The organism is Amycolatopsis sp. MEPSY49 (genome assembly GCF_051337345.1).
Classification (GTDB): Bacteria; Actinomycetota; Actinomycetes; order Mycobacteriales; family Pseudonocardiaceae; genus Amycolatopsis.
In genome coordinates this window covers 155,240-179,588 of the sequence record NZ_JBDLYJ010000009.1, presented here as the reverse complement: position 1 = coordinate 179,588, position 24,349 = coordinate 155,240, and the positions used below count along the sequence as shown (strand labels likewise).

14 protein-coding genes are annotated in these 24,349 nt (G+C 70.8%); 7 read left to right on the top strand and 7 right to left on the bottom strand.

The features are described 5' to 3' along the window. Positions 1 to 58: 58 nt before the first annotated feature. Complete coding sequence (locus tag ABFJ78_RS33985) at positions 59 to 3,949, bottom strand: nSTAND1 domain-containing NTPase (protein WP_436391036.1); 3,891 nt, start codon at positions 3,947 to 3,949, stop codon at positions 59 to 61. A gap of 488 nt (positions 3,950 to 4,437) precedes the next feature. On the opposite strand from ABFJ78_RS33985, the gene ABFJ78_RS33980 reads away from it, so the two are divergent. Beyond that, positions 4,438 to 9,228, top strand: a complete 4,791-nt coding sequence (locus ABFJ78_RS33980; protein ID WP_436391034.1) for a hypothetical protein — start codon at positions 4,438 to 4,440, stop codon at positions 9,226 to 9,228. Then, entirely contained in the window at positions 9,229 to 10,899 is a 1,671-nt protein-coding gene (locus ABFJ78_RS33975) for a phosphotransferase (protein WP_436391032.1), read from the top strand. Here ABFJ78_RS33975 and ABFJ78_RS33970 read toward each other — a convergent pair. Beyond that, the gene (locus ABFJ78_RS33970; RefSeq protein ID WP_436391030.1) at positions 10,854 to 11,552 is read right to left on the bottom strand and encodes a hypothetical protein; all 699 of its coding nucleotides are present in this window, start codon (positions 11,550 to 11,552) and stop codon (positions 10,854 to 10,856) included. The two genes, ABFJ78_RS33975 and ABFJ78_RS33970, sit on opposite strands and share 46 nt — an antisense overlap. 202 nt (positions 11,553 to 11,754) lie before the next feature. Between ABFJ78_RS33970 and ABFJ78_RS33965 the strand changes: the two genes are divergently transcribed. Continuing rightward, a complete protein-coding gene (locus ABFJ78_RS33965) occupies positions 11,755 to 13,521 on the top strand; it encodes an alpha,alpha-trehalose-phosphate synthase (UDP-forming) (RefSeq protein ID WP_436391028.1) in 1,767 nt (588 codons plus the stop codon). On the opposite strand, the gene ABFJ78_RS33960 is transcribed toward ABFJ78_RS33965, so the two are convergent. The 3 genes from ABFJ78_RS33960 to ABFJ78_RS33950 form a co-directional block, all read right to left on the bottom strand. After that, positions 13,518 to 14,084, bottom strand: a complete 567-nt coding sequence (locus ABFJ78_RS33960; protein WP_436391026.1) for a TetR/AcrR family transcriptional regulator — start codon at positions 14,082 to 14,084, stop codon at positions 13,518 to 13,520. The two genes, ABFJ78_RS33965 and ABFJ78_RS33960, sit on opposite strands and share 4 nt — an antisense overlap. A 2-nt stretch (positions 14,085 to 14,086) precedes the next feature. Next, positions 14,087 to 15,568, bottom strand: a complete 1,482-nt coding sequence (locus tag ABFJ78_RS33955; protein ID WP_436391024.1) for an MFS transporter — start codon at positions 15,566 to 15,568, stop codon at positions 14,087 to 14,089. A 73-nt stretch (positions 15,569 to 15,641) separates the two neighbouring features. After that, the gene (locus ABFJ78_RS33950) at positions 15,642 to 15,905 is read right to left on the bottom strand and encodes a hypothetical protein (RefSeq protein ID WP_436391022.1); all 264 of its coding nucleotides are present in this window, start codon (positions 15,903 to 15,905) and stop codon (positions 15,642 to 15,644) included. Between the two features lie 228 nt (positions 15,906 to 16,133). Here ABFJ78_RS33950 and ABFJ78_RS33945 point away from each other — a divergent pair, with 228 nt between their 5' ends. Beyond that, on the top strand, positions 16,134 to 16,364 hold the full coding sequence (locus ABFJ78_RS33945) for a hypothetical protein (protein ID WP_364453870.1): 231 nt from the start codon (positions 16,134 to 16,136) through the stop codon (positions 16,362 to 16,364). A gap of 211 nt (positions 16,365 to 16,575) precedes the next feature. Here the strand turns inward: ABFJ78_RS33945 and ABFJ78_RS33940 are convergent, their stop codons facing one another. Beyond that, on the bottom strand, positions 16,576 to 17,745 hold the full coding sequence (locus ABFJ78_RS33940) for an ROK family protein (protein ID WP_436391478.1): 1,170 nt from the start codon (positions 17,743 to 17,745) through the stop codon (positions 16,576 to 16,578). A 137-nt stretch (positions 17,746 to 17,882) separates the two neighbouring features. On the opposite strand from ABFJ78_RS33940, the gene ABFJ78_RS33935 reads away from it, so the two are divergent. The 3 genes from ABFJ78_RS33935 to ABFJ78_RS33925 are packed head-to-tail and all read left to right on the top strand — an operon-like array spanning position 17,883 to position 23,064. Continuing rightward, positions 17,883 to 19,313, top strand: coding sequence for an APC family permease (locus tag ABFJ78_RS33935; protein ID WP_436391020.1), 1,431 nt, complete (start codon positions 17,883 to 17,885; stop codon positions 19,311 to 19,313). Then, a complete protein-coding gene (locus tag ABFJ78_RS33930) occupies positions 19,310 to 22,177 on the top strand; it encodes a glycosyl hydrolase 2 galactose-binding domain-containing protein (RefSeq protein ID WP_436391018.1) in 2,868 nt (955 codons plus the stop codon). Before ABFJ78_RS33935 ends, ABFJ78_RS33930 begins: the two co-directional genes overlap by 4 nt. Then, on the top strand, positions 22,174 to 23,064 hold the full coding sequence (locus ABFJ78_RS33925) for an ROK family protein (protein WP_436391016.1): 891 nt from the start codon (positions 22,174 to 22,176) through the stop codon (positions 23,062 to 23,064). The genes ABFJ78_RS33930 and ABFJ78_RS33925 overlap by 4 nt, the downstream gene beginning before the upstream one ends. A 47-nt stretch (positions 23,065 to 23,111) precedes the next feature. Here the strand turns inward: ABFJ78_RS33925 and ABFJ78_RS33920 are convergent, their stop codons facing one another. Continuing rightward, positions 23,112 to 24,326, bottom strand: a complete 1,215-nt coding sequence (locus ABFJ78_RS33920; protein WP_436391014.1) for an MFS transporter — start codon at positions 24,324 to 24,326, stop codon at positions 23,112 to 23,114. Positions 24,327 to 24,349 lie beyond the last annotated feature (23 nt).

Below are 24,349 nucleotides of genomic sequence, written 5' to 3'. Positions count from 1 at the left end.
AGTGGTGATTTCCCAATACTGACTACGGGTTGACAAACCGGTCGCGGTGCCCCGGCGATCAGCACCGCGGCTCGTAAGGCCGGTCGGGGATGTAGCGGGTCCATTCCGCCTCGGTGATCCGCTGCCCCACCACGGCACAGATCTGCGTCGCGGCTCGGCCGGGATCGGTCTCCCACAGGCGGATCGCCTTCTCGGCGGTGCCGGCGGTGAGCGTGTGCCCGTCCGGGGTGAACTCGACCACGAACACCGAGTCCTGCGCGGCCGTAAGCGTCGCGAGCCAGCGTGGCGCGCCGGGGTCGGTGATGTCCCAGGTCCAGACGGTGTGGTCGTACCCGCCCGCGGCCAAGGTGCCGCCATCGGGGCTGAACGCCACCGAATAGACGTAGTTCGTCGCGCCGACCAGGGGATTGCCGAGGGCGCGGGGTGCGGCCGGGTCTCCGAGGTCCCACAGCCGGACGGTCTTGTCCGCGCTGCCCGCCGCGACGAGCCTGCCCTTCGGCGCGAACACGACGGAGTGGACGTAACTGTCGAAGCCCGTGAGCGGCGGGAAAGCTCGCGGCGCCTCCGGGTGGCTCACGTCCCAGAGCCAGATCTTTCCGTCGAGGCTGCCGGCGGCGAGCAGGGAATCGTCGGCGCTGAAGGAAAGCGAGTAGACGCTGTTGCCCGGGCCTTGGAGCGTCGCCACCTGCGTGGCGGACCGCGGGTCGTGCACGTCCCAGAGGGTGACCGCCCGGTCATCCGTGCCGACGGCCAGCAGCCTGCCGTTCCGGCTGAACTCCACCGTTTCGACCAAGCTGTCGCTCGCGTGCAACGGTGGGCCGAGCACGTGGGGAGCACCGGGGTCGGAGACGTCGAAGAGCACGACGAAACCGTCGTCGAGTCCGGTGGCGGCGGTCCGGCCGTCCGGGCTCAGGGCCACCGACCCCGAGAAGGTGCCGCCGGCACCGGGATTCACCAGCGGCACACCGCGGCGCACGGGCCGCGCCGGGTTCGTCGTGTCCCAGAGTTCGGTCGTGTTCGCCACGATGCCCGCGCTGGTGATGAGGGTGTCCTGGGTGCCGGCGTATTCCAGTGAAAGAGCACTGTTGACCCGGTTCCCGATCCGCTGCCCGGGTATCGGCCACACGCGGGTGACGCCGTCGGCGGCCACGCTTGCGAGTGCCGCGCCGCCGTCGAGGAACTGCACGCCGGTCACCGGTCCAGGGTGGGGCAGGGACACGATCACCCGGCCGGTGGTCCGGTCCCAGACGCGGATCGAGCTGTCGGAGCTCCCCGCAGCAAGCGTGGTGCCGTCGGGAGCGAACGCGATCGCGTTCACCCGGCCGGTGGCCCCGGTCAAGGCCGGTACGGGCACGGGACGCCGGACGTCGGCGGTGTTCCACAGGTAGACGTTCTTGTCGGCACTCCCGGCGGCGAGGGTGCGCCCGTCCCGGGCGAAGGCGACGGCCAGCACCTTGCCGGTCGAGCCGCCGAGAGCACTGCCCAGCGGCGCCGGCCGGGCCGGCGTGGCGACGTCCCAGAGCCGGACGGTGCGATCGGCGCCGCCCGCGGCCAACGTGCGGCCGTCGGGCGCGAAAGCCACCGCCTGCACGAAGCCGGTGAACCCGGTCAACGTCGCCACGAGGGCGGGCCGGGCCGGGTCCGCCGTCGAGAACAGCCGGACGGTCTGGTCCGCCGACCCGACCGCGAGAAGGGTGCCGTCCGGGCTGAAAGCTGCTGCGTACACCGTGTTGCCGAAGCCGGTCAGCGGATCGCCGAGCGGCACCGGATTCTCCGGTTCGGTGACGTCCCACAGCCGCACCCGGCGATCGCCTCCCCCGGTCGCGAGCACGGAGCCCCGGTGGCCGAAAGCCACGGTGAAGATCGTGTCGTCCGCGGCGGAGAACGCCCGCCCGGCCTTGACCGGCGGTTCGCCGGCGCGGCGGGTCCACAACTGGACCTCACGCCCGGTGCCGCCGGTCGCGAGGAGTGTGCCACCCGGAGTGGTGGCCACGGCCTGCAGCACCTGCAGGGGACCGAGCAGCCGCGTGGCGAGCGGGCTGGCGGTCGCGTCCAGGACGCTCGCCCTGGCCTGGGGAGTCGGCGAGATGCGGTAGGCCTCGAGGCTCAGCTGCGCGGCCAGCGACACGTCGCTCGTGCGGAACCGATCGGCCTGGGTGGCGAGTTCCCGGGACTGGCTCAGGTCCCGCTGCCGGTCACTCGCCGCCGACTGCGTGATGGCATAGCTGACCATCGCACTCGCGAGCAGGACGCTGACGGCGATGATCGAGATCAGCACGCGCCGGATTCGCCGCTTGGTGCGCAGGTCGCGTTGCTCCGCGCGGTGGCGCTCGTTCGACGCGTCAAGGAAGTCGCGCTCGGTGGCGTTCAGCAGCGTGTCGTGACCCGGCTGTCCCACCCATTCGTTCGCCCCGGCGAGCAGGCCGCCGCGGTACAGCAGGTCGCTGTCTTCGCGGGATTCCCGCCACGTCTGCGCGGCCGAACCCAGTCTCCGGTGCAGGGCGTGACCGGCTCTGTCGTCGTCCAGCCAGGTCCGGAGCCGGGGCCAGGCCAGGATCAGTGCCTCGTGCGCGATCTCGACGCCGTCTTCGGCGATGGTGAGCAGGCGCCCGTTCACGAACCGGTCCAGCACCTCCGCGGAAGCGTCGTCCGCCGCGCCGGCCTCGATCTCCGCGGCGGGCACCCGGCGGCGGGTGTCCGGCAAGGCGTCGCCGGTGTGCACCAGCCGCAGGAAGATCCCGCGCGCCCGGGTCCGCCCGGCCGGCCCGAGCTCCTCGTGGATGGCTTCCGCCGTCTGGGCGACGGCCTGCCTGATGCCACCGCACTCCTTGTACCCGGCGACCGTGAGCGCGCCGTTCTGCCTGCGCTCCCAGGTCATCCGCAGCGCGTGGGCCAGCAGCGGCAGCGCACCCGAATCGCAGGCCGCGGTCGAGCCCGCCGGCGCGAGGTCACGCAGGATGAGGTCGACCAGGCCGGGTTCGAGCGAGAGCCGGGCCTTCGAAGCGGGCCCGGTGATGACCTTGGTCAGCTCCTCGCGCGACATCGGCGGGACCACGACCTGGCCGTCGTTGAGCGCGCCGGCGAGCATGGGGTCATCGGTGGCCTGGGGGAAGAAGTCGGCGCGCATCCCCAACACGACGACGGTCGGCGCGGCTCCACTGGCGAGCCCGTCGGCGAGGTAGGCGATCGCGTGCAGGAAGGCCTGGCGTTCGGTCTCGCCGGTTTCGGCGCTGAAGAGTTCTTCGAACTGGTCGATGACGAGAACTGCGCCTTCGCGGCCCCCGGAGTCGAGGCGTTCGCGAAGGGCCGGGTGCAGCAGGTGCCGGGAAAGCTCCGACGGATCGGCCTCGATTTGCCGTGCCACGTCGGCCGGGTCGACCCCGAGCAGGCCGGCGAGCCGTGAACACGGTTTCTGCCCGGGTGTCATGACCAGGACGAGCCGATCGCCGGCGCGGGCGAGAGCCGGTATTACGCCGGCTCTGAGCACGGACGACTTGCCGACACCGGACGAACCGACGACGAACAGGGGACGTCCGCGCGAGGACCGGGTGCGGATCCGGCTCAGGATCAGGTCCGTGATCCGGGTTCGTCCGAAGAACCACTCGGTGTCCTGCTCGTCGAACGCTTCCAGGCCGCGGTAGGGGACCGGTCGGCCCGCGGGTTCCGGACCGGGCCGGCGACGGATCCGCTCAATCGCGGCCAACCATTCGTCGTGCGCCTTTTCGTCATGTATACCCAATACTTTCAGGAGTGCGATGAACTCCTGACCGCGCCCGCGCTGGGGCAGATTTCGGCCGCGCACGTAGCCGTGGAGTGTTGTCACGGGCAGTCCGGTCCGGCGCGCGGCCTTGTGCAGGCTCAGGTCGGCCCGCAGGTAGAGCGCTTCGAGGGCCCGCCCGAATTCCGCACGATCGTTGATCCGCTTCGGATCGGGCTCGGGATGCGTCACGAGTCGTTTCTCCCTTCGGGTCCGAGGTGATCGCTGCCGAACTGCCGAACGCGATTAATCCGGGCGAGGACCGGCGCGCGGTCCTGAGCGTTCGTCCGAACGGCCGATCGGCGGAGTCTCCTGCTGTGTACGAGAACGTACGAGTTTCCGGACACGCGGCGCGCTGTCCGTCCGAAGATGTTCGAGGATTCGGCGCGGAGTTCCGGAGTGGCGGTGTTCGCGCTTGACTGGAGAGTGGAACCCGCCGGGGAAAGGTGCTTCCGCGATTCGGTGTCGCGGTCGCACTGCGGCATGGACGCGCCTCCGGAATTCGGGTGTTCTCCACGGAAGCGCACAGCGTGTTCGTGGTCAAGGACAGACGCTGGACAATTCTGCACACGGTGGGATCGGAGCGAAGATTTGGTGATCGAATGTGGATCTGCGTGGTCATCCGATGATTTTTCGCCGCCGCGCCGTTGGGCGGCGGGACCGCCGAGGGGGTATCGGAAATGATCGTCTACCGGCTGCCCGATCTGCTCACCGTCGAGGCGTGGGAGAGCCGCTTGAGCGGTGCCGGCAGTCCGTTCACCGGTGCCGACGGCTGGCGGCCGGAAGTGGCGGCGGAAGGGTTCCGGCTCGACTTCGCGTTGGTGGAGTTCGTCCACTTCGAGACGTTGGCGCGCGCACTGGTGCTCCTGGACGCGGCTGTCCGTGACGGTGTCCGGGCGAGTGTGGTGCTGCCCACCGGACACCTGCCGGTCGTGGAGGCCGGGGAGCGCGAGGAGCCGGCCGGCGGCGGAATCGCGTTCGAGTCGCTCGAGCGGCGGGTGGCCCGGCAAGCCCGAGCCCGGGAGGAGGCCAGGGCGTTCATGCGGGACGTCGGCTTCCTCGAAGCCTTGCACGCGTCCCACTGGCCGGAGGGCGCCGTGCGGGTCGAAGACTCCGCCGCACCCTGGCTGGGCCAACCGGGACCGGAGAGCACGCCCGGGGCCGCGCCCACCGCACTCGACGAGGCGAAGTTGCTTCGCCGCCGGCGGATCCTCCCGTTTCGGTGGGTCCCGGTCGACGCGCACGGCGCGGTGGCCGCGGATGTCCTCCGCGACGCGCAGAGACGGTTCAAGGACATGGGACTCTCGCGCTCGGACGCGCGAGCCATCACGCTCGCGGTCGTTTCGGGTCTCGTCGAGAACGTCGGCCTGCACGCGGCGTCCGGCCCGCCGGGTACGACGTACGCGCTGATCGCCGCGGTGCTGGTCGACGACGACGTCTACGTCGGCCGCGGCCGTGACCTTCCCCGTGCGGCACAAGAACTGGCCGAAGCGCTGGCGAGCGGCGTCCCCGGGGGCCAGGTGCTCCAGCTCGTCGTCGCGGATTCGGGAATCGGCCTGTTCCGGCGGCTGTCCCTCGACCGGGATCCGTCGGCGGACCGGGTGCCGACCCGCGATCTGGTGCTGCAGGCTTTCGAGCGGAACATCGCCGGCAAGGGCTCCGACGGGCAGGCGGGAGCGGTGGGGCTCTGGCGGGTCGCGCGGCTGGTCCGCAGCTACCACGGCAGCGTCGTGACGCGCTCGGCCGACGCGGCGATCGGGAAGGTGTACCCGGGTAGCACGGTCGAAGACTTCGACGAACCGCAACCGGCGTGGGCGCCGGGCACCGTCGTGGAGGTCACCTTGGTCATCCGCGACTACCTCACGCGGGCGTTGTCGGTCCCGTGGGAGTGGCGGTCCAGCGCCCGCTCCGACACCCGGTGGGAAGTCATCCCCTGCGAGTTCGACCCCGAGCACGGCATCGGGGACGCGGATCGCGCCCGGTTGGACGAGGCGGCGCTGTTGGCTCAGGACGGCGGGCGCTCGGCGGGGGTGGTGGCGACCATCGCCGTCAGGCAGGCGGACCACGCGCTCTCCGACGCCGCGGTGCAGACCGCGCTGTCGCGGGCCCTGCACGTGGCCAGCCTGACTCCGCACCAGGCCACGGTCGTCCTGGTCTTCCCGAACGCCGACCCGCGGCTGCTCGACCTCATGGTCGCCGGGCTCAACGTCGACGAGGAGCAGGAGTGGGAGCTCACCCAGTGGAGCCGCACACCGAACCCGATTCTGGTGCTGAGCGCGTCCGGTGCACCCCTGTGGTGCGGCGGCTCGGTGTGCCTGCGCGCCGTACTGGAGGGGCTGACCGCGGCGGGCGGGGCGTTGCCGGTGGCCGACGTCGTCCGGCTGTGGGCGGCGGCGGGCCGGGCGCCCGACGAGCTGTGGCCGACGCTCGGCAGGCACTCGCACCTGATCACCGTGACGGCGGCCGAGGTGATCCTGCACGTCTCCGCCGGCGACGCGGTGCGCGCCCTCGGTGATTACGTCCGGGACACGCTCGCCGAGGCGATCGGGCAGAGCGGCCCCGGGGTGGTGCCCGGGCTGTTCCGGACGCCGATGCTCCGCCTGGCCGACCGGTGGATCGACGTCGATTCCCTGTTGCGCGGCACGGTCGGGTTGGACCTCGCGGCCTTTCTCCTCGCGCGGGCGGTCGAGGAAGCATCCCTGGCCGATCAGGAGCACGACGGCTCCTTGGTGGTGGCCCGTGCCTCGACGACACCCGCACAGCTGGCGGCTCAGCTGAGCGAATGCCTGTACCGCGACGGGCGGTACTACGACCTCCCCGGCGAGCTGGATCTGGACGGTATTCCCGTCAGCGAGCAGGTGCCCCGCCGGGCGAACGTCGTCATCTGTGCCGACATCCTCGCAACGGAGAACACCGCCCGGCGCGCGGCGGCCGCGCTTGTCGGCAATCGCGCCGTGCCCGTCGCCGTGGCCTGTGTGGTCGACACGAGGACCCACTCGGGTCCGATCCGGATGTTCAACCGGGACATCGCGGTGCTCTCCCTGGTCACCGCGGAGGTTGCGGTGCCACCGCGGGCCGGTGCCGTGCCGGTCGACATCAACCCGATCCACCGGCGGCCGGTCGCGCCCGACGAGGTCGGTACGCCGCCACGCACCCCGATCACCGAAGAAACCCTGCTCGGCTGGTGCGCGAGGGACGACGACTCCCTGCGGCTCGGCCACGTCGAGAGCATTCCGCGCGCCCGCCACTTCAGTGCTTATCCGCAGCTGGACCACCTGTTGTTCGGCAAGGGGGTGAGCGACGAGGTGCGCTCCGCGATCCGCCACAGCGTGCACGACGTGACGCGCCAGTGGGAGGCGGACGGTCCGGGGGCGGGGGACCTCGGCCGGTGCCGGATCTGGCACCCGGGCGGGCCCGTCGACTACGCGGCCAAACTCGCCCAGCTGGTGCGGAGCGTCCTCGTCGAGGAGGGGACGACTGTCACCGACGTGCTGCCGATCCCGCGGGCGGTCGCCGGGAACCGGTGGATGTTCCCGGCCAGCCTGCCGGCGCCACGGGAACTGGGCACCGTGGTCGTCGTCGACTGGGGTGCGCTGAGCGCGAAGTCGATCCATCAGATGATCCGGCTCGCGGCCGAGGCAGGAGCATCCGCGATCCTCGCGCTCGTCCTGCTCAACCAGCTCGGGGACCAGGAGTCCGACGTTCTGCGGGCGGTCAGCGCGCTGCGCGCCCGCCGGAGCGGCCGGGCCAGGCCCGCGGTGCCCACCGAGGTGCGTTTCCTGGCGACGAGCAGCCTGGGCCGCATGGCGGTTCCCGACTGCTCGCTGTGCGAGACGAGAGACCTCTACGAGGAGTACGCGGAGTCGGCCCCGCGGGCTCTGCGGGGCCATGCGAAACGGCTCTGGGAAAGGACCCGGCTCCGCACCCGGACCGAAGTCTTCGGTGAGGTGCCGGTCGACCTCTTCAAGGTGCCGATCCGGGCCGAGGACATGGCCGACTACCTGCGGTGGCGGGGCCTCCTGCTCAGAGCGCTCGAAGACACGGCGGCGCGGCAGGAGGTGCTCGACCGGATCGGCGGGCTCGACGACATCGACACGGAAGCCGTGCCCCGCGTGAAGTGGACCAGGGACAGTCTCGTGCGGCTGACCGCGGCCGAGCAGAACTGGCTGAAGCTGCCGCCGCTGCGCTTCGCCGACGCGCGGGAGCGGCTGGCCGCGATCTGCGAAACCGCGGTGCGACGATCGCAGACCGGCCACGCCTGGTTCCGCACCCAGGCCGTGATGGTGATGGCCGCCGCGAAGCCGGAGACGTTCGTCGAGCTCCTGCCCAAGCTGCTCGCCCGGGCTGTCGCCATCGACGAGCGAGAGCTCAGCGACCAGCTCTTCCTCGAGTGCCACCGCCTGCTTCGCCGGCCGCTGGAGGACATGCCGATCGACCACGCCGCCCTGCGGTCGGCGCTGATCCGGTGCCGCGACCGGCTCGAATCCCTGCTCGGCCCGGGCGACACCGACGTGGTCCGCAAGTCGGTCGGAGTGGTCAAGGAACTGCTCGCGGTCGTCGACGCCAAAGCGTGGCCGCGCCCGCGCAACCCCCAGCACGGATGGTGGCTGCTGCACGAAGAGCTCAGCAGGCACGTGCAGGACCACCGGATGGAGGCGGTTCTGCTCCGGGTCCGGGACTTCGTGGAAGACCTCGTCTTCGCGCAGCCGCCGCCCCCGCGCAGCAGAGAGGCGCTCTCCGACTGGGAACAGTGCCGCACGCAGCTCTGCCAGCGAGCCCTCGTGAACATGACCGCGCTGACGGACATCATCGCCGGTGACTACGTGTCCGACCGCGTCGGGCGGCAGGACCAGCGACGACTGCTGGCCGCGATCTCCGATCCCGATTTCTCCGAGCTCCAGCGGGTGCACGACCAGCTCGAAGACATGATCGATCGACCGTGGACACCCACGGACCCGGACTGGCTCCGGGAACACCGGCACCTGCTGGCCCGGCTGCGCTGGTGGCATCGGATGTTCACGGCGACGCACCTCGACGCCGGGCGTACCGCGGTGTTCGTCGAGCTCGTGGAGTCCGCGCCGGTCGTACCCGGCCCCCGCGTCGACCGGGTCGTGCAGGGGGCAGGAGTGGACTTCGCCACCCTGGCGCGGGAAGTCGGGGACCGGACGGAGGTCTTCTGCCCGGCTTCCCTGCTCGACGAGGTCGTGACGCACACGATCGCGAACATCCGGCAACACGGGGGCGGAGCCGCGACGCCGATCGTGCGCGTCGAGTACAGCGTCTGCGAAGGCCGACGGCTGTCGCTGGTGATCCGGAACACGGGCACCCGTCCGAGCACCCAGCCCGGGCACGGTCTTCGAACGCTCAACGACAAGCTCCGCCCGTTCGGCGGTTCGATCACCGCGACACCGCTCGACGACGAGTGGACGTTCGCGACGGAGATCGGCTTGTCCGTCTGGCAGGGAGCCTGAATGGAACACGTCATCCGCGGACTGATGGTCGACGACGTCGAAAAGAACCGGAACTCGGTCAGCCTCCGGCTGAGCCAACAGCTGAAAGCGAAGGGCTGGACGGTCAACTGGACCATGGTCGGGGATCCGAACGAAGCGCATCGGCTGCTCGCCGACGAACCGCCGTTCGACCTCTGCGTGATCGATCTGCTCTTCAAACGCCCGGATCTGGACGGCGGCGACGAGCCACGAGGGCTCGAGCTGGTGCAGCGCGCCGTCGCGGTCGCCCCGGGAGCCTACGTCTTCGCGATCAGCACCGGTGACGGCCACCGGCACGATCTGTTCTCCAAGGCCGAGGAGCTGGGGGCGCACAAGGTGCTCCGGCGAGCGGAGTTCAGCACCGAGACGACGACGAGCCCGGCCGTGGTGGCCGCGGCGATCCGCAACCACCTGCTCGGCAACGGAAGGGTCACCGAGGTCGAGGTGCGAGCGGACCCCACCGACCCCGCCGTCCAGGCCCTTCTGTTCGAGGTCAAGGAGGCGACGCTGACGCAGCTGCACCGGCTCGTGCTGGAAGCCACGGACGACGTCGCCGATACCGTCGAGGTCAAGTGCCTGGTGCCCGGCGCGTCCGGGGCGAGCGTGTGCAGCACGACCGCGCGGGTACGGCGAGGACCGACCGTGCACCACGTGCTCAAGGTGAGCCGGGCCGAGGAGAACCTCGTCCGTGAGACCCGTGGTGCCCTGCACGCGCGTCAGCTGCTGCCGCAACGGTTCGTCGTTCCCCTCCAGCCGGAACGGCCGGTGGGCCCGGTGAACGGCTGGTGCGCGACGGGCGCGCACCTCGACCGGGACGCCGTGCCGCTGCACACGTGGCTGGCGGCCGGACCGGCGCCGGAACTGGTGCGGGACCTCTTCGACCTGCTGTTCTCCGATTGCCTTGGCGTGCTGTACGAAACGACCGGAGAGGATCGCGACGGAAGCGCACCCTCGCTGTTCATGCTCCCGTACTACAAACAATGCCTCGTGCTGCGCGCGCTGGAGGAGCTCGCGCCGCTGCTCATCCACCCACGGGGTGGCCGGCTCGAGGACGCGTCCACGCTGCTCGCCGACGTCGAGGCGTTCGTCACCGAGGGACGGCTGCCCGGTGTCCAGGAACGGAACCTGCCCCAGCGAAGTCATCTCTGCTTCGGCCACGGCGATCTCCACGGTCGCAATGTGCTGGTTTACCCGGGGCGCCACCCGTCGCCCGCGTTGATCGACTTCAGCGATTTCGACAAGGCGCACTGGGCGGTCGATCCGGCTCGGTTCGCGGTCGACCTCCTGATGTACGGGATCGACTCGGGCCCGGAATCGGCTTTCTTCGAAGGAGTTCCGGTGTGGCGGAAGCTGGCGGCCGCGGTCGGCGCGCTGTCCGGCGACCTGTGCGCGGTCTCCACGGACCCGTCGACGATCGCGTGCCTGAGCGGCCTCGGCTGGCTCACGGCGCAGCTCCGGCAAATCTGTCCGAAGCTGCGGGAGAAGGCCGATTTCCGGCGGAGCCGGTGGGAATGGCACCTTGCTTTGGGAAGCCAGCTGCTGCGAGTCAGCTACCACCGCGACATGCCGCCCCCGAAAAGAGTCGCCGGGTTGGTCGCGGCGCATGATCAGCTGGTCACCGCGGCGAGCGCGGTCCCCGAGCGGGAGCGGTGATCCGGCGCGCGAAGGGCGGTGACCGGGCAGTCTTCGCGCGCCGGTTGATGGATCCAAGCGCGCGTGGCGACTTCCTTGACCTTCAGTGGCACTGCGGTGTACTCGGTCGGCGCGGTTCCGCGATGCCCGTGCCGCACGACCGCCTGGTGGACCACGTCCGAGAGGGCGACGACCAGGTCCGCGCACGGCCGGCGGACGAGTTCTTCCCGCAGCGGTGCCGAATCGACCAGCCGGCACGTCAGGTTGAGGTCGGCGCCGAGCCAGCCGTACGGCCCCCGGACCACCTCGCCGGCGTGCACCGCGAGGCGGACGCGGATGCGGTGGACCGCCTCCGCCTTCGCGTTGTGCTCGTGCAGGAACGTGCTCAACTGCGGGACGAACGGCCGGACCAGCACGGCTTTGGAGACGGTCGCGGGGACGAACACGATCACGCCGTCGCCTCGATCTTCGAACACGAGCCGCGCCCGCGGCAACCCCGACGCGCGGCAGGCCGCACGCACGATCCGGTCCAGGCTGCTTCTGACCCGCACCTGGGCCGGGTCCGGGCGTCGTCCGAAGCCGGCTACGTCGATGACGATGATCGAGCGGTGCTGCGGGTCGGTGTGCCGCCGACGGTGCAAATCGCGGAGAGCGTGGTGGATTCGGAATGTCATGGGGACGGCCTTCCGCTGCGGGAGGGAATCACCGGTCGATCGTCCGGCCCGCGGGCCTGCGATCCACGAACGGCGCCATGAACTACACCGAGCTCGACGAACGCGGACGGCGATGAACGCGCTCGGTACTCCGTTCCCGCGAAACCGCTGGTGATCAGTTGACGATTTCTGACAGGGTTGAACGCCGAAGCGAGGAGACGGCGTGGCGCTCAAGCGTGAACGGACCCCGGCCGGCGCGATCACCGAGCTGTTCGACCGCCTGCACGACCTGCACCTCGACGCGGGCGAGCCGGGGGTCCGCCAGATCGCCACCGGAATCGGGCGCGGCGTCGTCAGCTACACGACCGTGCACAACGTTTTCCGTGGACCGAGGGTGCCCAAATGGGGGCACCTGGAGCTGATCGTCGACCAGCTCGGCGGCAGTCCCGAGGCGTTCCGTTCCCTGTGGCGCGCCGCGCGGCTCGCGGAACTCGCCGCGCCCGGAACCGCGGCCGAACACGTATCCGTGCCCGATCCCGCGAGCGGGGGAGTCCCGGAGATCGGCGCGGTCCCCCCTGCGGAAGCGGAGTCCGTGAGCCGGACCTTCGACTTCGTCCTGGTGACGAACCGGATACCGGTCCACGCCCACAACCGATCGCGTGCGGGAGTGCGGAACGACTACAGCCCCGGCCTGGACCAGGTTTTCCGAGATCTCGTCATCGAGCAGCATGGGGTGTGGGTGGGGTGGTCACGGCACGACGAGGATGCCGGCGGTCTCGAGCAGGCCGGCGCGCCGCCGCTCATGAGGGTGGTCTTGACCGGACGCGAAGTCGAGTGGCACATGGAGGGGCAGTGCAGCTCGACGTTGTGGCCGCTGTACCACGGTTCCATCGAACGTCCGGAATTCCGGCGGGATTGGCGTGAAGCCTATCGCGCGGTGAATGAGCGGTACGCCGACGCGGTGGCTCTCGTCGCCGCGCCCGGTGCGGCCGTCTGGATCCACGACTACCACCTCCAATTGGTTCCGGCGCTGCTGCGAGCGCGGAGGCCCGATCTGCGGACCGGCTTCTTCCTGCACATTCCGCTTCCGCCGGTCGAGCTGTTCGGGCAGCTGCCCGGCCGTGACGAAATCCTGCGCGGCCTGCTCGGCGCCGACGTGGTCGGTTTCCAACGTCCGCGGAGCGCACAGAACTTCCTCCAGCTCTGCCGGGACATCCTCGACCTGCCGACATCCGAAGGCTCGGTCCGGACGGGCACGCGAACCGTCTTCGTGGGTGCCTACCCCGTCTCGATCGACGTGGCGGCGATCGAGCGGATGGTCGGCCAGTCCCGGATCAGGCGACGCGCCCAGCAGATCCGGGCCGAAGCCGGGAACCCCGAGGTGCTCGTCGCCGGGATCGACCGGCTCGACTACACGAAGGGCATCGAACAACGTTTGCTGGCGTACGGAGAGATCCTCAACGAGCTGGGGTCCGCGGCGAACCCGCCGGCGTTCATCCAGGTCGCGACCCTGAGCAGGGAACGAGTCGCGAGGTACGCGAGCCTGCGTGAACGCGTCGACCGGCTCGCGGGACACCTGAACGGCAGCTACGGCCGGATGGGCAGCCCGGCGGTCCGCTACACGAACAGTGCTCTCGACTTCACCGAGGTGGTGGCGCTCTACCGCGCGGCCGACGTGATGGTCGTGACGCCGTTCAGCGACGGCATGAACCTGGTGTCCAAGGAGTACGTCGCGTGCCGCGTGGACGACCGCGGCGTGCTCGTCCTGAGCGAATTCGCCGGTGCGGCCGCGGAGCTCGAGGAGGCCATTCTGGTCAACCCGAACGACGCCGACGACCTAAAGGAGGCGATCCTGCGCGCGATCGCGATGCGACCGGTCGAACAGAGGCAGCGGATGCAGGCGATGCGGGAACGCCTGCGAGTCCACGGCAGCCAGGCCTGGATCGCGGCTTTCCTGAACGCCCTCGAAGGGGCCGTCCGGCCGGTCTAGTCGCCCGCCGCGGTCAGCGTCAGCTCGATGAGCTGCTGTTCCAGTTTCCGCGCCGCGGCCACCTCGAGGCCGACGCCCCACAGCGGCGCGGTGCTCGCCCCGTCCGCCGCCGAGATGACCAGGGTGACCACGTGGTCGGGGAGGCCGTCGGCGCTGAGTTCGTCGTTCCACTGCTCCGCGTCCGCGCGGGCGAGCTCCGCGATCTCGGGGATCGAAATCAGCTGGGCGACCAGGGCGATGTTCTCGCGGACGGCGATCTCGTCGTAGGAGGTGTCCAGCGACGCGCGGACGTACGCGCGGGTCAGGCGCCCGGGGGCCGTGTCCGCGGGGTCCAGCGCCGCTCGCACCTCGGCGCGGTAGGTGTCCAGGATGTCCTGCGCGAGGGCGCGCACCAGGGCGTCTTTGGCCGGGAAGTGGTACAGCAGCCCGCCTTTCGACACCCCGGCCGCTTTGGCGATGTCGTCGAGGGACGCCGAGATTCCCCGGGTGCGGATGACCGACCCGGCGGCGTCGAGCAGCGCCCGGCGCGTCTCTTCCGGGCTGCGCCCGGCTTTGCGAGGCATGCTCAGTCCTTTCCGGACGGAATGGTCCGCCAGGCGATCACCGCCGCGATCGCGGTGACGACGGCGGCCGCGGCGGACGTTACCTGCATGGCACCGGTGAACGCCTCGCGGGCGGCCTGCGCGGATCCGGACGCCGGATCGAGCACGGCCACCGCGCCGGCGAGGGAGTCCCGCGCCGCCGCGGGGACCTCCGCGGGCAGGAACGCGCGGTAGACCACGGTGACCAGCGAACCGAGGAGCGCGATGCCGAGCGCGGCGCCGAGCTCGTAAGCGGTTTCGGAGATCGCCGACGCCGAGCCGGCCTTGTCCCGGGGCACGGCGGACAGCACCGAGTCGACGGTCAAGGTCAGTGCCAGCCCGACCCCGAGCCCGACCGGCAGCAGTGCCAGCGCAAGCCAGCCGTAGTGCGACGCCCGCTCCGCCACGGTGACCAGCAGCAACCCGAGCGCGGCGACCCCGAGACCGGCCGCGACCGCGCGGCCCCGGCCGAGGCGCGCGACGACCACGCCCACCGCGGCGACGATCACGATCGAGGCCAGCGTCGCGGGCATCTCCGCCAGCCCCGCCGCCAACGGACTGAAGCCGCGGACCAGCTGCAGGTACTGGGAGAAGAAGAACAGCAACCCGGTCAGCGCGAAGACCGAAACGAAGTCCGCGAGGACGGCTCCGCTGAACGCGCGGTTGCGGAACAGGGCGACGTCGATCAGCGGGTCGGCCACCCGCCGCTGCCGCCGGACGAACGCCGTCCCGGCGGCGAGACCGATCCCGGCGGCGCTCGCGACTCGACCGTCGACGCCCGAGCCGACGGCGTGCTTGACCGCGTAGACCAGCGGGACGATCGCGGCCATCGACAGGGCGGCCGAGAGCGCGTCGAAGCGGCCGGGGTTCGGGTCGCGCGACTCCGGCAGCAGGATCGCGCCGGCGATCAGGAACACGATGACGATCGGCACGTTGATCAGGAACACCGAGCCCCACCAGAAGTGCTCGAGCAGCGTCCCGCCGACGAGCGGGCCGAGGGCGATGCCGCCTCCGGACCCGGCCGACCAGATCGCGATGGCGCGGGTGCGCTCGCGCGGGTCGGTGAAGAGGGTGCGGATGAGGGAGAGCGTCGACGGCATGATCGTCGCGCCCGCGATGCCCAGCAGCAGCCGGGCGACGACGAGGACGCCGGCGGTGGGGGAGAAGGCCGCCAGCGCGGAGGCCAGCCCGAACGCCGCGGTGCCGAGGAGCAGCACCTTCTTGCGGCCGAAGCGGTCGGCCAGGTTGCCGGCCGTGACGAGCAGCCCGGCCAGCGCGAGCGAGTAGACGTCGCCGATCCAGAGGACCTCGACGGCGCTCGGCGCGAGTTCGCGGGTGAGCGACGGGACGGCGAGGTAGAGGACGGTGCCGTCGACCGCGAGGAGGAGGACCGCGCCGACCAGCACACCGAGCGCCGCCCACCGGCGTCGAGGGCTCAGGACGGGGTTCGGCGCGGTGATGGTCATGCCGGTTACTATACCGTCCAGACGGTACAGTAACACGGGTGAAGTCGGTCACCGCGCTGGTCGGGACGCGGGGTCAGGTGCGACGCGGGTCTTCGCGTAGTTCTTCGGCGAGGATGAGGTTGACGTGCACGGCGGCGTGGCCGAGGACCCGCCGCGCGGCGGCGAGCGCGGTCAGGGCGACGAGCACGCTGGTCCCGACGAGCAGCCCGCCGACGGTGTCCCCGGGAATGACAGCGGCGATGGAGGCGGCGAGCAGCATGGGCGGCCACCACCGCGCGGGCAGGGCGTGCCGCGGCCGCCGGACGACGGCTCGGGTGCGGTGCCGGTGCATCGCCATGGGTCGCCTCCGTCCGCCGCCGGGTGGGTTCTGCATCATGACTGACCGGCTCGTCCGGGTTACCGGGTATTCGCGGTCTGTACACGATCGCCCGAAATACCCGCCGAACGGCCCAACGGTGCCTGCTGAGGGTGGCGGGTCAGCGTGTCGACGTCACCGCATCGGGGCTCGCAGTTTCTTCGATCATTTGTTAGCCGGCGGCGCCTACGATGGAGGGTGGAGGTGGACATGACGGCGGAGGAGCTGATGGTCGAGTTCGCCTTGACGCGGTTGGACCACCCGGACCTGGACCTCGAGGACCTGGCGGCGCTGGTCGTGCGGCGGGGTGGGCCGGAGCGGGTGCTGGAGTTCGCGGCGGAGAACTTGGCGGAGCGAGGCGAGCTGAGGGGAGCCCCGTTCCCGACGGCGGTCGAGCACGTGCTGCGGGTGGTGCTCACCCTGCGGGGGCCTTCGGACTGATCAGGTGGTCCGTGGGGGTGGCTGAGCTGGTCGTTCTTGCGCGCCGGGCGGTCTTCCGGCGAACTCACCAGATAGTCCACCTCGTGCCCGCCAAGGCGACCGATCATTCCCCCGCGCAGGGCGGCCTCGGGCGAACTCGCGGGATGGTTCATGGCGCGAAGGGCAAGGGCGACCGATCATTCTCCCCGCAGCGTGACCGGTCGTTCTCCCGTCAACCCTCGCCAGCCGCCCGGCGCAGACCCCGCCGGTCGAACACCAACTCCCGAGCCGTCCCCAGCGCGGTCGCGATCGCCCCCGCCAACACCGCGTCCTCACCCAGCTGCCCCGCCACGATCTCCGGCACCACCGGCACCGTCGCCGCGAGCGCCCGCCGCATCGGGGCGGCCAGCAGGTCCGCGTTGCCGCCGATCCCGCCGCCCAGCACGATCAACCGCGGGTCCAGCACCGCGGTCACCGCCGCGACCACGTAAGCCAGCTTCTCGGCTTCCTCCGCAACCACCCGCGAAGCCCGCGCATCCCCACCTCGGGCCAACCGGAAAACATCCTTCGCCGACCGCACCGTCAACCCCGAAGCCCGCGCGGCATCCACCACGGCCTGCCCCGCCGCCGCGGTCTCCATCGGACCCGGCCGGCGCGCCCCCGCGGCCGACGGCGACGGGCCGAACGGCAAATCCGCGATCTCGCCCGCCGCGCCGTGGGCGCCGCGGAACAGGCGGCCCTCCACCAGCAAGCCCATCCCGATGCCCGTCCCCACCGTCAAGCACACCAGCACGTCCACGCCGAGCGCCGCCCCGAGCGCGTGCTCGCCCACCGCGCACAGGTTCGCGTCGTTCTCCACCACGACGTCCGACCCCGCGCCGCCCAGCGCCGCCACCAGCTCGTGCAGCACCCCGCGCCGCTCCCAGCCCGGGAGGTTCGGCGCGCGGTGGACCGTCCCGGTGGCCGGGTCGGGGACGCCCGGCGTGCCGACCACCGTCGCGACGACGTCGTGCGGCATCAGCCCGGCCGAAACCACCGCCCGTTCGACCGATTCGCTTACGGTGCGCACCAAAGCGCTCGCGGAACGGCACCGGTTGGGCTCGTCGAGCCGCGCGACGATGCTGCCCTCCAGGTCCGCGACCGCGATCCGGATCGCGCGGCGTCCGATGTCGACGCCGACGACGTGGCCCGCGTCCGGCGCCGCCCGGTACACGACCGCCGCGCGGCCCGGGCCCGGCAGGCTGCGGCCAGTGGTCCGGACCAGTCCGTGCTGCTCGAGGTCGAGGAGTGCCTGTCCCACCGTGGGCTTCGACAACCCGGTCTCGGCCGCGATCTGCGGTCGGGTCGCTTCACCCTGCGTGCGCAGCCGGTCCAGCACGAGACGCTGGTTCAGCGCCCGCATGCTCGCCGGAGTTCCGACCTGCGGCCCGTTTTGCCCCACGAGTCCTCCTGTGTTGCCGCAAGTTTATCGACGGAACTCTTTCGACCCCGCCCGTTCTATGTTAAGAAACTTTACTAACTACTAGCCGGAGGCACGTCGTGAGTTCACCCACTCGTTCAGGGGAGCCGCAGCCCGCCCTTGAACGCAAGATCGGCCCCCTGCAGGCCACCGCGATCAACATGACGCAGATGTGCGGTATCGGCCCGTTCGTCACGATCCCGGCCATGGTCGCCACCATGGGCGGCCCGCAGGCGATGTTCGGCTGGATCATCGGGGCGATCGTCGCGCTGGCCGACGGGCTCATCTGGGCCGAGCTCGGCGCCGCGATGCCGGGCGCCGGCGGCACCTACCTCTACCTGCGCGAGGCGTTCCAGTACCGCACCGGCCGCCTGATGCCGTTCCTCTTCGTGTGGAGCGCGGTGCTGTTCATCCCGCTGATCATGTCCACCGGCATCATCGGGCTCGTCCAGTACCTCGGCTACCTGATTCCCGGCGTCACCGACGACGCGGGCACGACGCCACTGGGCAAGATCATCGGCGTCGGCATCACGCTCGTGATCATCCTGGCGCTGTTCCGCAAGATCGGCCAGATCTCCCAACTCACGACGGTGCTGTTCGTGATCATGCTCGCCGCCGTGCTGACGACGATCGTCGCGGCGTTCTCGCACTTCAGCGCGGCGCAGGCGTTCGCGTTCACCCCGGGCGCGTTCAGCTCGGCCGGCGACGGCACGTTCTGGGGCGGCCTCGGCGCCGGCCTGATCATCGCGATCTACGACTACCTCGGCTACAACACGACCGCCTACCTCGGCGGTGAGGTGCGCACGCCGGGCCGCACGCTGCCCCGCTCGATCATCTTCTCGATCCTCGGCATCATGGGCCTGTACTTCCTGCTGCAGGTCGGCGTGCTCGGCTCGATCCCGCTCGACCAGCTGAAGGACGCGAAGTCGGTGGCGTCGTCGGTGCTGGAACAGGTGTGGGGCACCGGCACGGCGAAGGCCATCACCGTGCTGATCGTGATCGCCGCCATCGGATCGGTCTTCGCCGGGCTGCTCGGCGGCTCGCGCGTGCCGTTCGAAGCCGCGCGCGACAAGGTGTTCCTGCCGATGTTCGGCAAACTGCACCCCAAGCTGAACCTGCCCACCGCGGGCGTGCTCACGATGGGCGCCATCACGATCCTCGGCTCCCTGTTCACCCTCACCACGGTGATCAACGCGGCGGTCGCGACGCTGGTCATCATCCAGTCGCTGGCCCAGGTCGCCGCGATCGTCGTGCTGCGGCGACGGCAGCCGGAGCTGCGGCGGCCGTACCGCCAGTGGCTCTACCCGGTGCCGACGCTGATCGCGCTCGTCGGCTGGGTCTACATCTACATCTCGGCCGACTGGCTTTCGATCGGGCTGTCGGTGGGCTGGATCGTCCTCGGCGCGCTCGCGTACCTGGTCTACGCCAAGGCCGAGCGCACCTGGCCGTTCGGACCCAAGGAGATCAAGGAGGCTTTCGCCTCCGCCGACACCGAAGGGGCTCAGGCATGACGAAGAAGCTCGCGGCGCTCGCCGCGCTGCTGCTCGTTCCCGGCGTGCTCAGCGTCGCCGGGCCCGCCGCCGCGCAGGACGCCCAGACCGAGACGGCGAAGCCGCACGGCCTCACCACGATCGGCGCGCAGGGCTGGCAGGTCCTGACCACCGCCGATGTGAAGGACGGCGGCGACAAGGTCTCCACGCCCGGGTACGCCACCCGTGGCTGGCTGCCGGTCAAGCCGGACGACGCCGGCGCGCCCGGCACCGAGATCAACGCCCTGGTGCAGAACGGCAAGTGCCCCGACGTTTTCTACTCCGACAACATGCGCAAGTGCTTCGGGTACGTCGACAAGCTCGGCCCCGTCGTAACCAAGCCGTTCGCCGACCCTTGGTGGTACCGCACCGACTTCACCCCGGACTTCAAGACCGGCCAGCACGCGAAGCTGACCATCCCGGGCATCGTCGGCGAAGGCGATGTCTGGGTGAACGGCAAGCTGGTCGCCACGAAGGACGTCGTGAGCGGCGCGTTCGCCGGGCACACCTTCGACGTCTCGAAACTGGTCAAGCCGGGCAAGAACACCCTGGCGATCAAGGTCTACCCCAACGACCCGCTGAAGATGTACACGCTCGACCAGGTCGACTGGGGCCAGATCCCGCCGGACAACAACACCGGCATCCAGTTCGCGCCGACGCTGCAGGTGGGGAACGCGCTCACCGGCGACAACGCGCACGTCGTCCAGGACAACGCCGCCGACCTGTCCAGCTCGAAGCTGACGGTGAAGGTCGACGTCACCAACGACGCCGCCACCCCGCAGACCGGCGACGTCGCCGCGACGATCGCCCCGCCGTCGGGCGCGCCGATCGTGGTCAAGCAGCGCGTGACGATCCCGGCGAACACCAAGCAGACCGTCACGTTCGCGCCGGTGAAGATCGGCAAGCCGCGGATCTGGTGGCCGTACTCGATGGGCGACCAGCCGCTGTACACCCTGAGCACCGCGGTCTCGCAGGACGGCGTGCTCTCGACGTCGTCGAAGAGCACCTTCGGCATCCGCACGGTGACTTCGCGCCTGGTCGGGAAGTCCGCGCCGCTGCCCGAGGGCGCGCGCCAGTTCACGATCAACGGCAAGGACTTCGTGTTCCGCGGCGGCGGCTTCGCGCCGGACCTGTTCCTGCGCTACGACAAGGCCGACACCGCGCACCAGATCGCGCTGATCAAGAACATGGGCCTCTCCGGCGTCCGCCTGGAAGGCCACGACATGCCGCAGGACTTCTACGACCAGGCCGACCGCGCCGGTCTGCTCGTCATCGGCGGGTTCCTCTGCTGCGACGCCTGGCAGCCCGAGGACGCTTCGACGCTGACCGAGCGCGACTACCGGATCATGCACGACTCGGCGTACACGATCGCGCAGATGGAGCGGAACCACCCGAGCGTCTTCAACTACGGCTGGAGCGACAACGAGCCGGTGCCGCGCCAGGAGTCCGAGACGCTGAAGGCGTTCGAGGAAGCCGATTTCCAGGTGCCGGTGATCGCCTCGGCGGAGTACAAGAGCACGCCGACGCTCGGGCAGTCGGGCGAAAAGGAAGGCCCGTACGACTGGGTCCCGCCGGCGTACTGGTACGACACGTCGCACTTCGACGCCGACGACTCCTCGCGCACCAACGCGGGTGGTTCGTGGGGCTTCGCGAGCGAGCAGAGCGCCGGGCACACCGTCCCGACGCTGGACTCGATCAAGCGGTTCCTGTCGCCCACCGAGCAGGCGAAGCTGTGGCAGGACCCGGAATACAACCAGTACCACGCCAACTTCGAGCCGGACCACGGCGGTTACGCGTTCGGCACGCTGTACACGCTGGACCAGTCGATCACCCAGCGGTACGGGAGGTGGAACTCGCTGAAGTCCTATGTGGACCTGGCGAACATCGCGAACTACGAGAACACCCGCTCGCAGTTCGAGGCGTTCCTGCACCACTCGACGGACAAGAACAACCCGTCGACCGGCGTCGTCTACTGGCAGCTGAACAAGGGCTGGCCGACGCTGCTGTGGTCGCTGTACAACGACGACGGCGACCAGGCCGGCGCGTTCTTCGGCGCCAAGAAGGCGAACAAGCCGCTGCACGCGATCTACGGCTACGACAACGGTTCCGTCACCCTGGACAACCTCGGCGCGGCAACACAGTCCGGCCTTTCGGTGCAGGCGCGGGTGATCGACACCGCTGGCAAGGTCCTCGACGACCGGACGGCGTCCGGGATCTCCTTGGGCAGCCAGGGCGTGCGCACCGGGGTGCTGACACCGAAGGTGCCCGCGGAGACGAAGGCGCCGGCGCCCGCGCAGGTCTACTTCGTCGAGCTGCAGGTGAAGCAGGGCGGGAAGGTCGTCGACCGGAACGTCTACTGGCTTTCGACGCAGAAGGACGTCGTCGACTGGGGCAAGACGCTGGGCAACCCGCAGGCGACGCTGTCGCAGTACAGCAACCTGCAGGCGCTGCAGAACCTGCCGAAGTCCCAGGTCGGTGCGGTGGCCTCGACGCGTTCCAGCGGTGGCGACCTCGTCTCGACGGTGACCGTGACCAACACGTCGAAGACGCCGGGGGCGGCGTTCTTCCTGCGGGCCGACGTCCGCCGCGGCACGCCGGACGGGCACGAGGCACCGGGCGACAACCAGCTCGCGAACGCGACCTGGGACGACAACGACATCACGCTGTGGCCGGGCCAGTCGCAGACGCTGACCGTCACCTACAAGGCGGCCGACCTGCGTGGCGCGGTACCGGTGATCAGCGTCGACGGGTTCAACACCGGCCGGATCGTGGTCAAGGCGGCCGGCGGGTACGGCCACCACGGGGACGCGGCCGTCGCGCCGCAGATCGAGGGGTTCAGGGAGTGACTGAGGAACGGATTCTCGGGATCGACTTCGGCGGCACGAAAGTGGCGCTGGGGCTCGCCGACCACGACGGGACCCTGCTGGCCACGCGCCGGCTGGACACCGACGCGCAGGCGGGGGCCGAGCAGGTGGTGGTGCGGGCGCTGGCCGGGGCGCGAGCGCTCCTGGCCGAGTCGGGCGCGGAGCCGGCCGCCATCGGCGTCGTCAGCCCGGGAATCGTGCTGCCGGACCGCATCCTGCTCGCGCCGAACGTCCCGGGCTGGGAGGAGCTGCACCTGGCCGAGCTGGTGGCGGCGGAGTTCCCGGACGTGCCGATTTCGGTGGGCACGGACGCGAAGGCGGCGGCGCTGGCGGAGTGGCGCTGGGGCGCTTTGGAGGGGGCGGACCCGGCGGTGTTCCTGTCGCTGGGCACGGGCATCGCGGCGGCGGTGCTGGTCGGCGGCCGGTTGCTGACCGGTGCCAACGGAGCTGCGGGCGAGATCGGGTACAACCTGCTCTCGCCGCAGGACACCGAGGGTTTCGCGAGCGGAGCGGCGCCGCTCGAGGAAGCCGTCGGTGGGCGTGGGCTGGGCGGCCGGGCGAGCAGTCTGCTCGGCCGCCCGGTCACCGCGGGCGAGTTGTTCGCACTGGCCAAGGAGAACGTCGAGGCGAAGGAGCTGGTGACGGCGGCGCTCGACGAGTTGTCGATGCACGTGGCCAACTTGGCGATCGCGCTGGACCCGCAGCGCATCGCGGTGGGCGGGGGACTGGTGCGCTCGGCGGACGTGCTGCTGCCGGCACTGGCGGACCGGCTGGCGCACGCGGTGCCGTTCCCGCCGGAGCTGGTGTCGGCGCGGTTCGACCAGGACGCGGCGCTGCTGGGCGCGGTGGCGCTGGCGCTGGGCGGGTAGGCGTCCGGGTGGTGTGCCGGTGCCCCGACCCGGCACGCCACCCGGTATCAGCTTCGCGTGGCTTCGGCCAGCTCACGTTCGGTGCGCTCGAACGCCGCCGGTGACAGGGTGAACCACACCAGCACCGCGCTGACCGCCTGGATCACCGCGGCCATCACCCACACCGCGCGCAAGCCCCAGTGCGCCGCCACGAAACCGCCCGTCAGCGCGCCCAGCGGCGTCAAGCCCCACGCCAGCGCCCGGTGGCTCGTCAACACCCGGCCGAGCAGGGGCGCCGGGGTGAAGCGCTGGCGGCTGGACTGGGAGCACACGTTCCAGATCAGCACCGTCGCCGTCAGCAGCACCAGCACCCCGCCGACCAGCGGTGGCCACGGCGGAACCAGGGCGATCAGCAGGTTCGTCACCACGCCGAAGCTCTGCCCGAACCGCATCGACCACGAGTAGCCGATCCGGTCGACCACCTTCTGCACGACGAACGACGACGCGATCCAGCCGAAGGCCAGACACGCGAGCAGCAGGCCGTAGCCGACCGAGCCGACGTGCAGGACCTGCGTCGCGTACAGCACGAACATCGAGTTGCCCGCGCTCGCGGCGAACGAGCCGAGCGCGACGTTCAGCGTGATCGACCGCAGCAACGGCGTCCGCACCAGGTGCCGCAGCCCGGCCGACAGGTCCCGCAGCGGGTGCGTCCGCGCGGCGACGACGGACTCCGAGTGGATGCGCCGGACCAGCATCAGCGCGAGCAGCGCGAAGGCCGCGGCCAGCCACGCCGGCGCCCCGGTGCTGACGACGATCAGGAACCCGGTCAGCGGCGGCACGACGAACTGCACGACCCCGCGGTCGATCACCGTGAGCCGCGCGTTGGCGTGCGCCAGCCGGTCCGGTGGGACGAGCTCGGGCACCAGCGCGCCGCTCGCGCCGTCCCCGAGCACCTGCGCGGACGTGACGACGAAGGCGACCACCAGCAGCACCGGCAGGCTGAGCAGCCCGGCGGAAGCGACCGCGGCGAGCACGACGGCGGCCGCGATCTGCACGGCGTAGGCCCACGCGAGCACGGCGGTCCGCCGCACCCGGTCGATGAGCACGCCCGCGAAGAGGGAAAGCAGCAGCCACGGCGCCTGCCCGGCGACGTTGACCAGCGACACCTCACGCGGGTCGGTGGTGACGGAGACCGCCAGCAACGGCAGCGCCGCGAGCATCAGCCCTTCGGCGGACGAACCGGACACCGCGACCGCCTGCAGCCGCACCCACCTGTTCGTCACGCCCGAAGCCCCATGATCGGCAT

Coding starts and splice junctions, on each gene's coding strand:
- ABFJ78_RS33975 (WP_436391032.1), top strand. CDS start 9,229: ATGGAACACGTCATCCGCGGACTGATGGTCGACGACGTCGAAAAGAAC.
- ABFJ78_RS33945 (WP_364453870.1), top strand. CDS start 16,134: ATGACGGCGGAGGAGCTGATGGTCGAGTTCGCCTTGACGCGGTTGGAC.
- ABFJ78_RS33960 (WP_436391026.1), bottom strand. CDS start 14,084: ATGCCTCGCAAAGCCGGGCGCAGCCCGGAAGAGACGCGCCGGGCGCTG.
- ABFJ78_RS33930 (WP_436391018.1), top strand. CDS start 19,310: ATGACGAAGAAGCTCGCGGCGCTCGCCGCGCTGCTGCTCGTTCCCGGC.
- ABFJ78_RS33970 (WP_436391030.1), bottom strand. CDS start 11,552: ATGACATTCCGAATCCACCACGCTCTCCGCGATTTGCACCGTCGGCGG.
- ABFJ78_RS33950 (WP_436391022.1), bottom strand. CDS start 15,905: ATGGCGATGCACCGGCACCGCACCCGAGCCGTCGTCCGGCGGCCGCGG.
- ABFJ78_RS33980 (WP_436391034.1), top strand. CDS start 4,438: ATGATCGTCTACCGGCTGCCCGATCTGCTCACCGTCGAGGCGTGGGAG.
- ABFJ78_RS33940 (WP_436391478.1), bottom strand. CDS start 17,745: ATGCGGGCGCTGAACCAGCGTCTCGTGCTGGACCGGCTGCGCACGCAG.
- ABFJ78_RS33955 (WP_436391024.1), bottom strand. CDS start 15,568: ATGACCATCACCGCGCCGAACCCCGTCCTGAGCCCTCGACGCCGGTGG.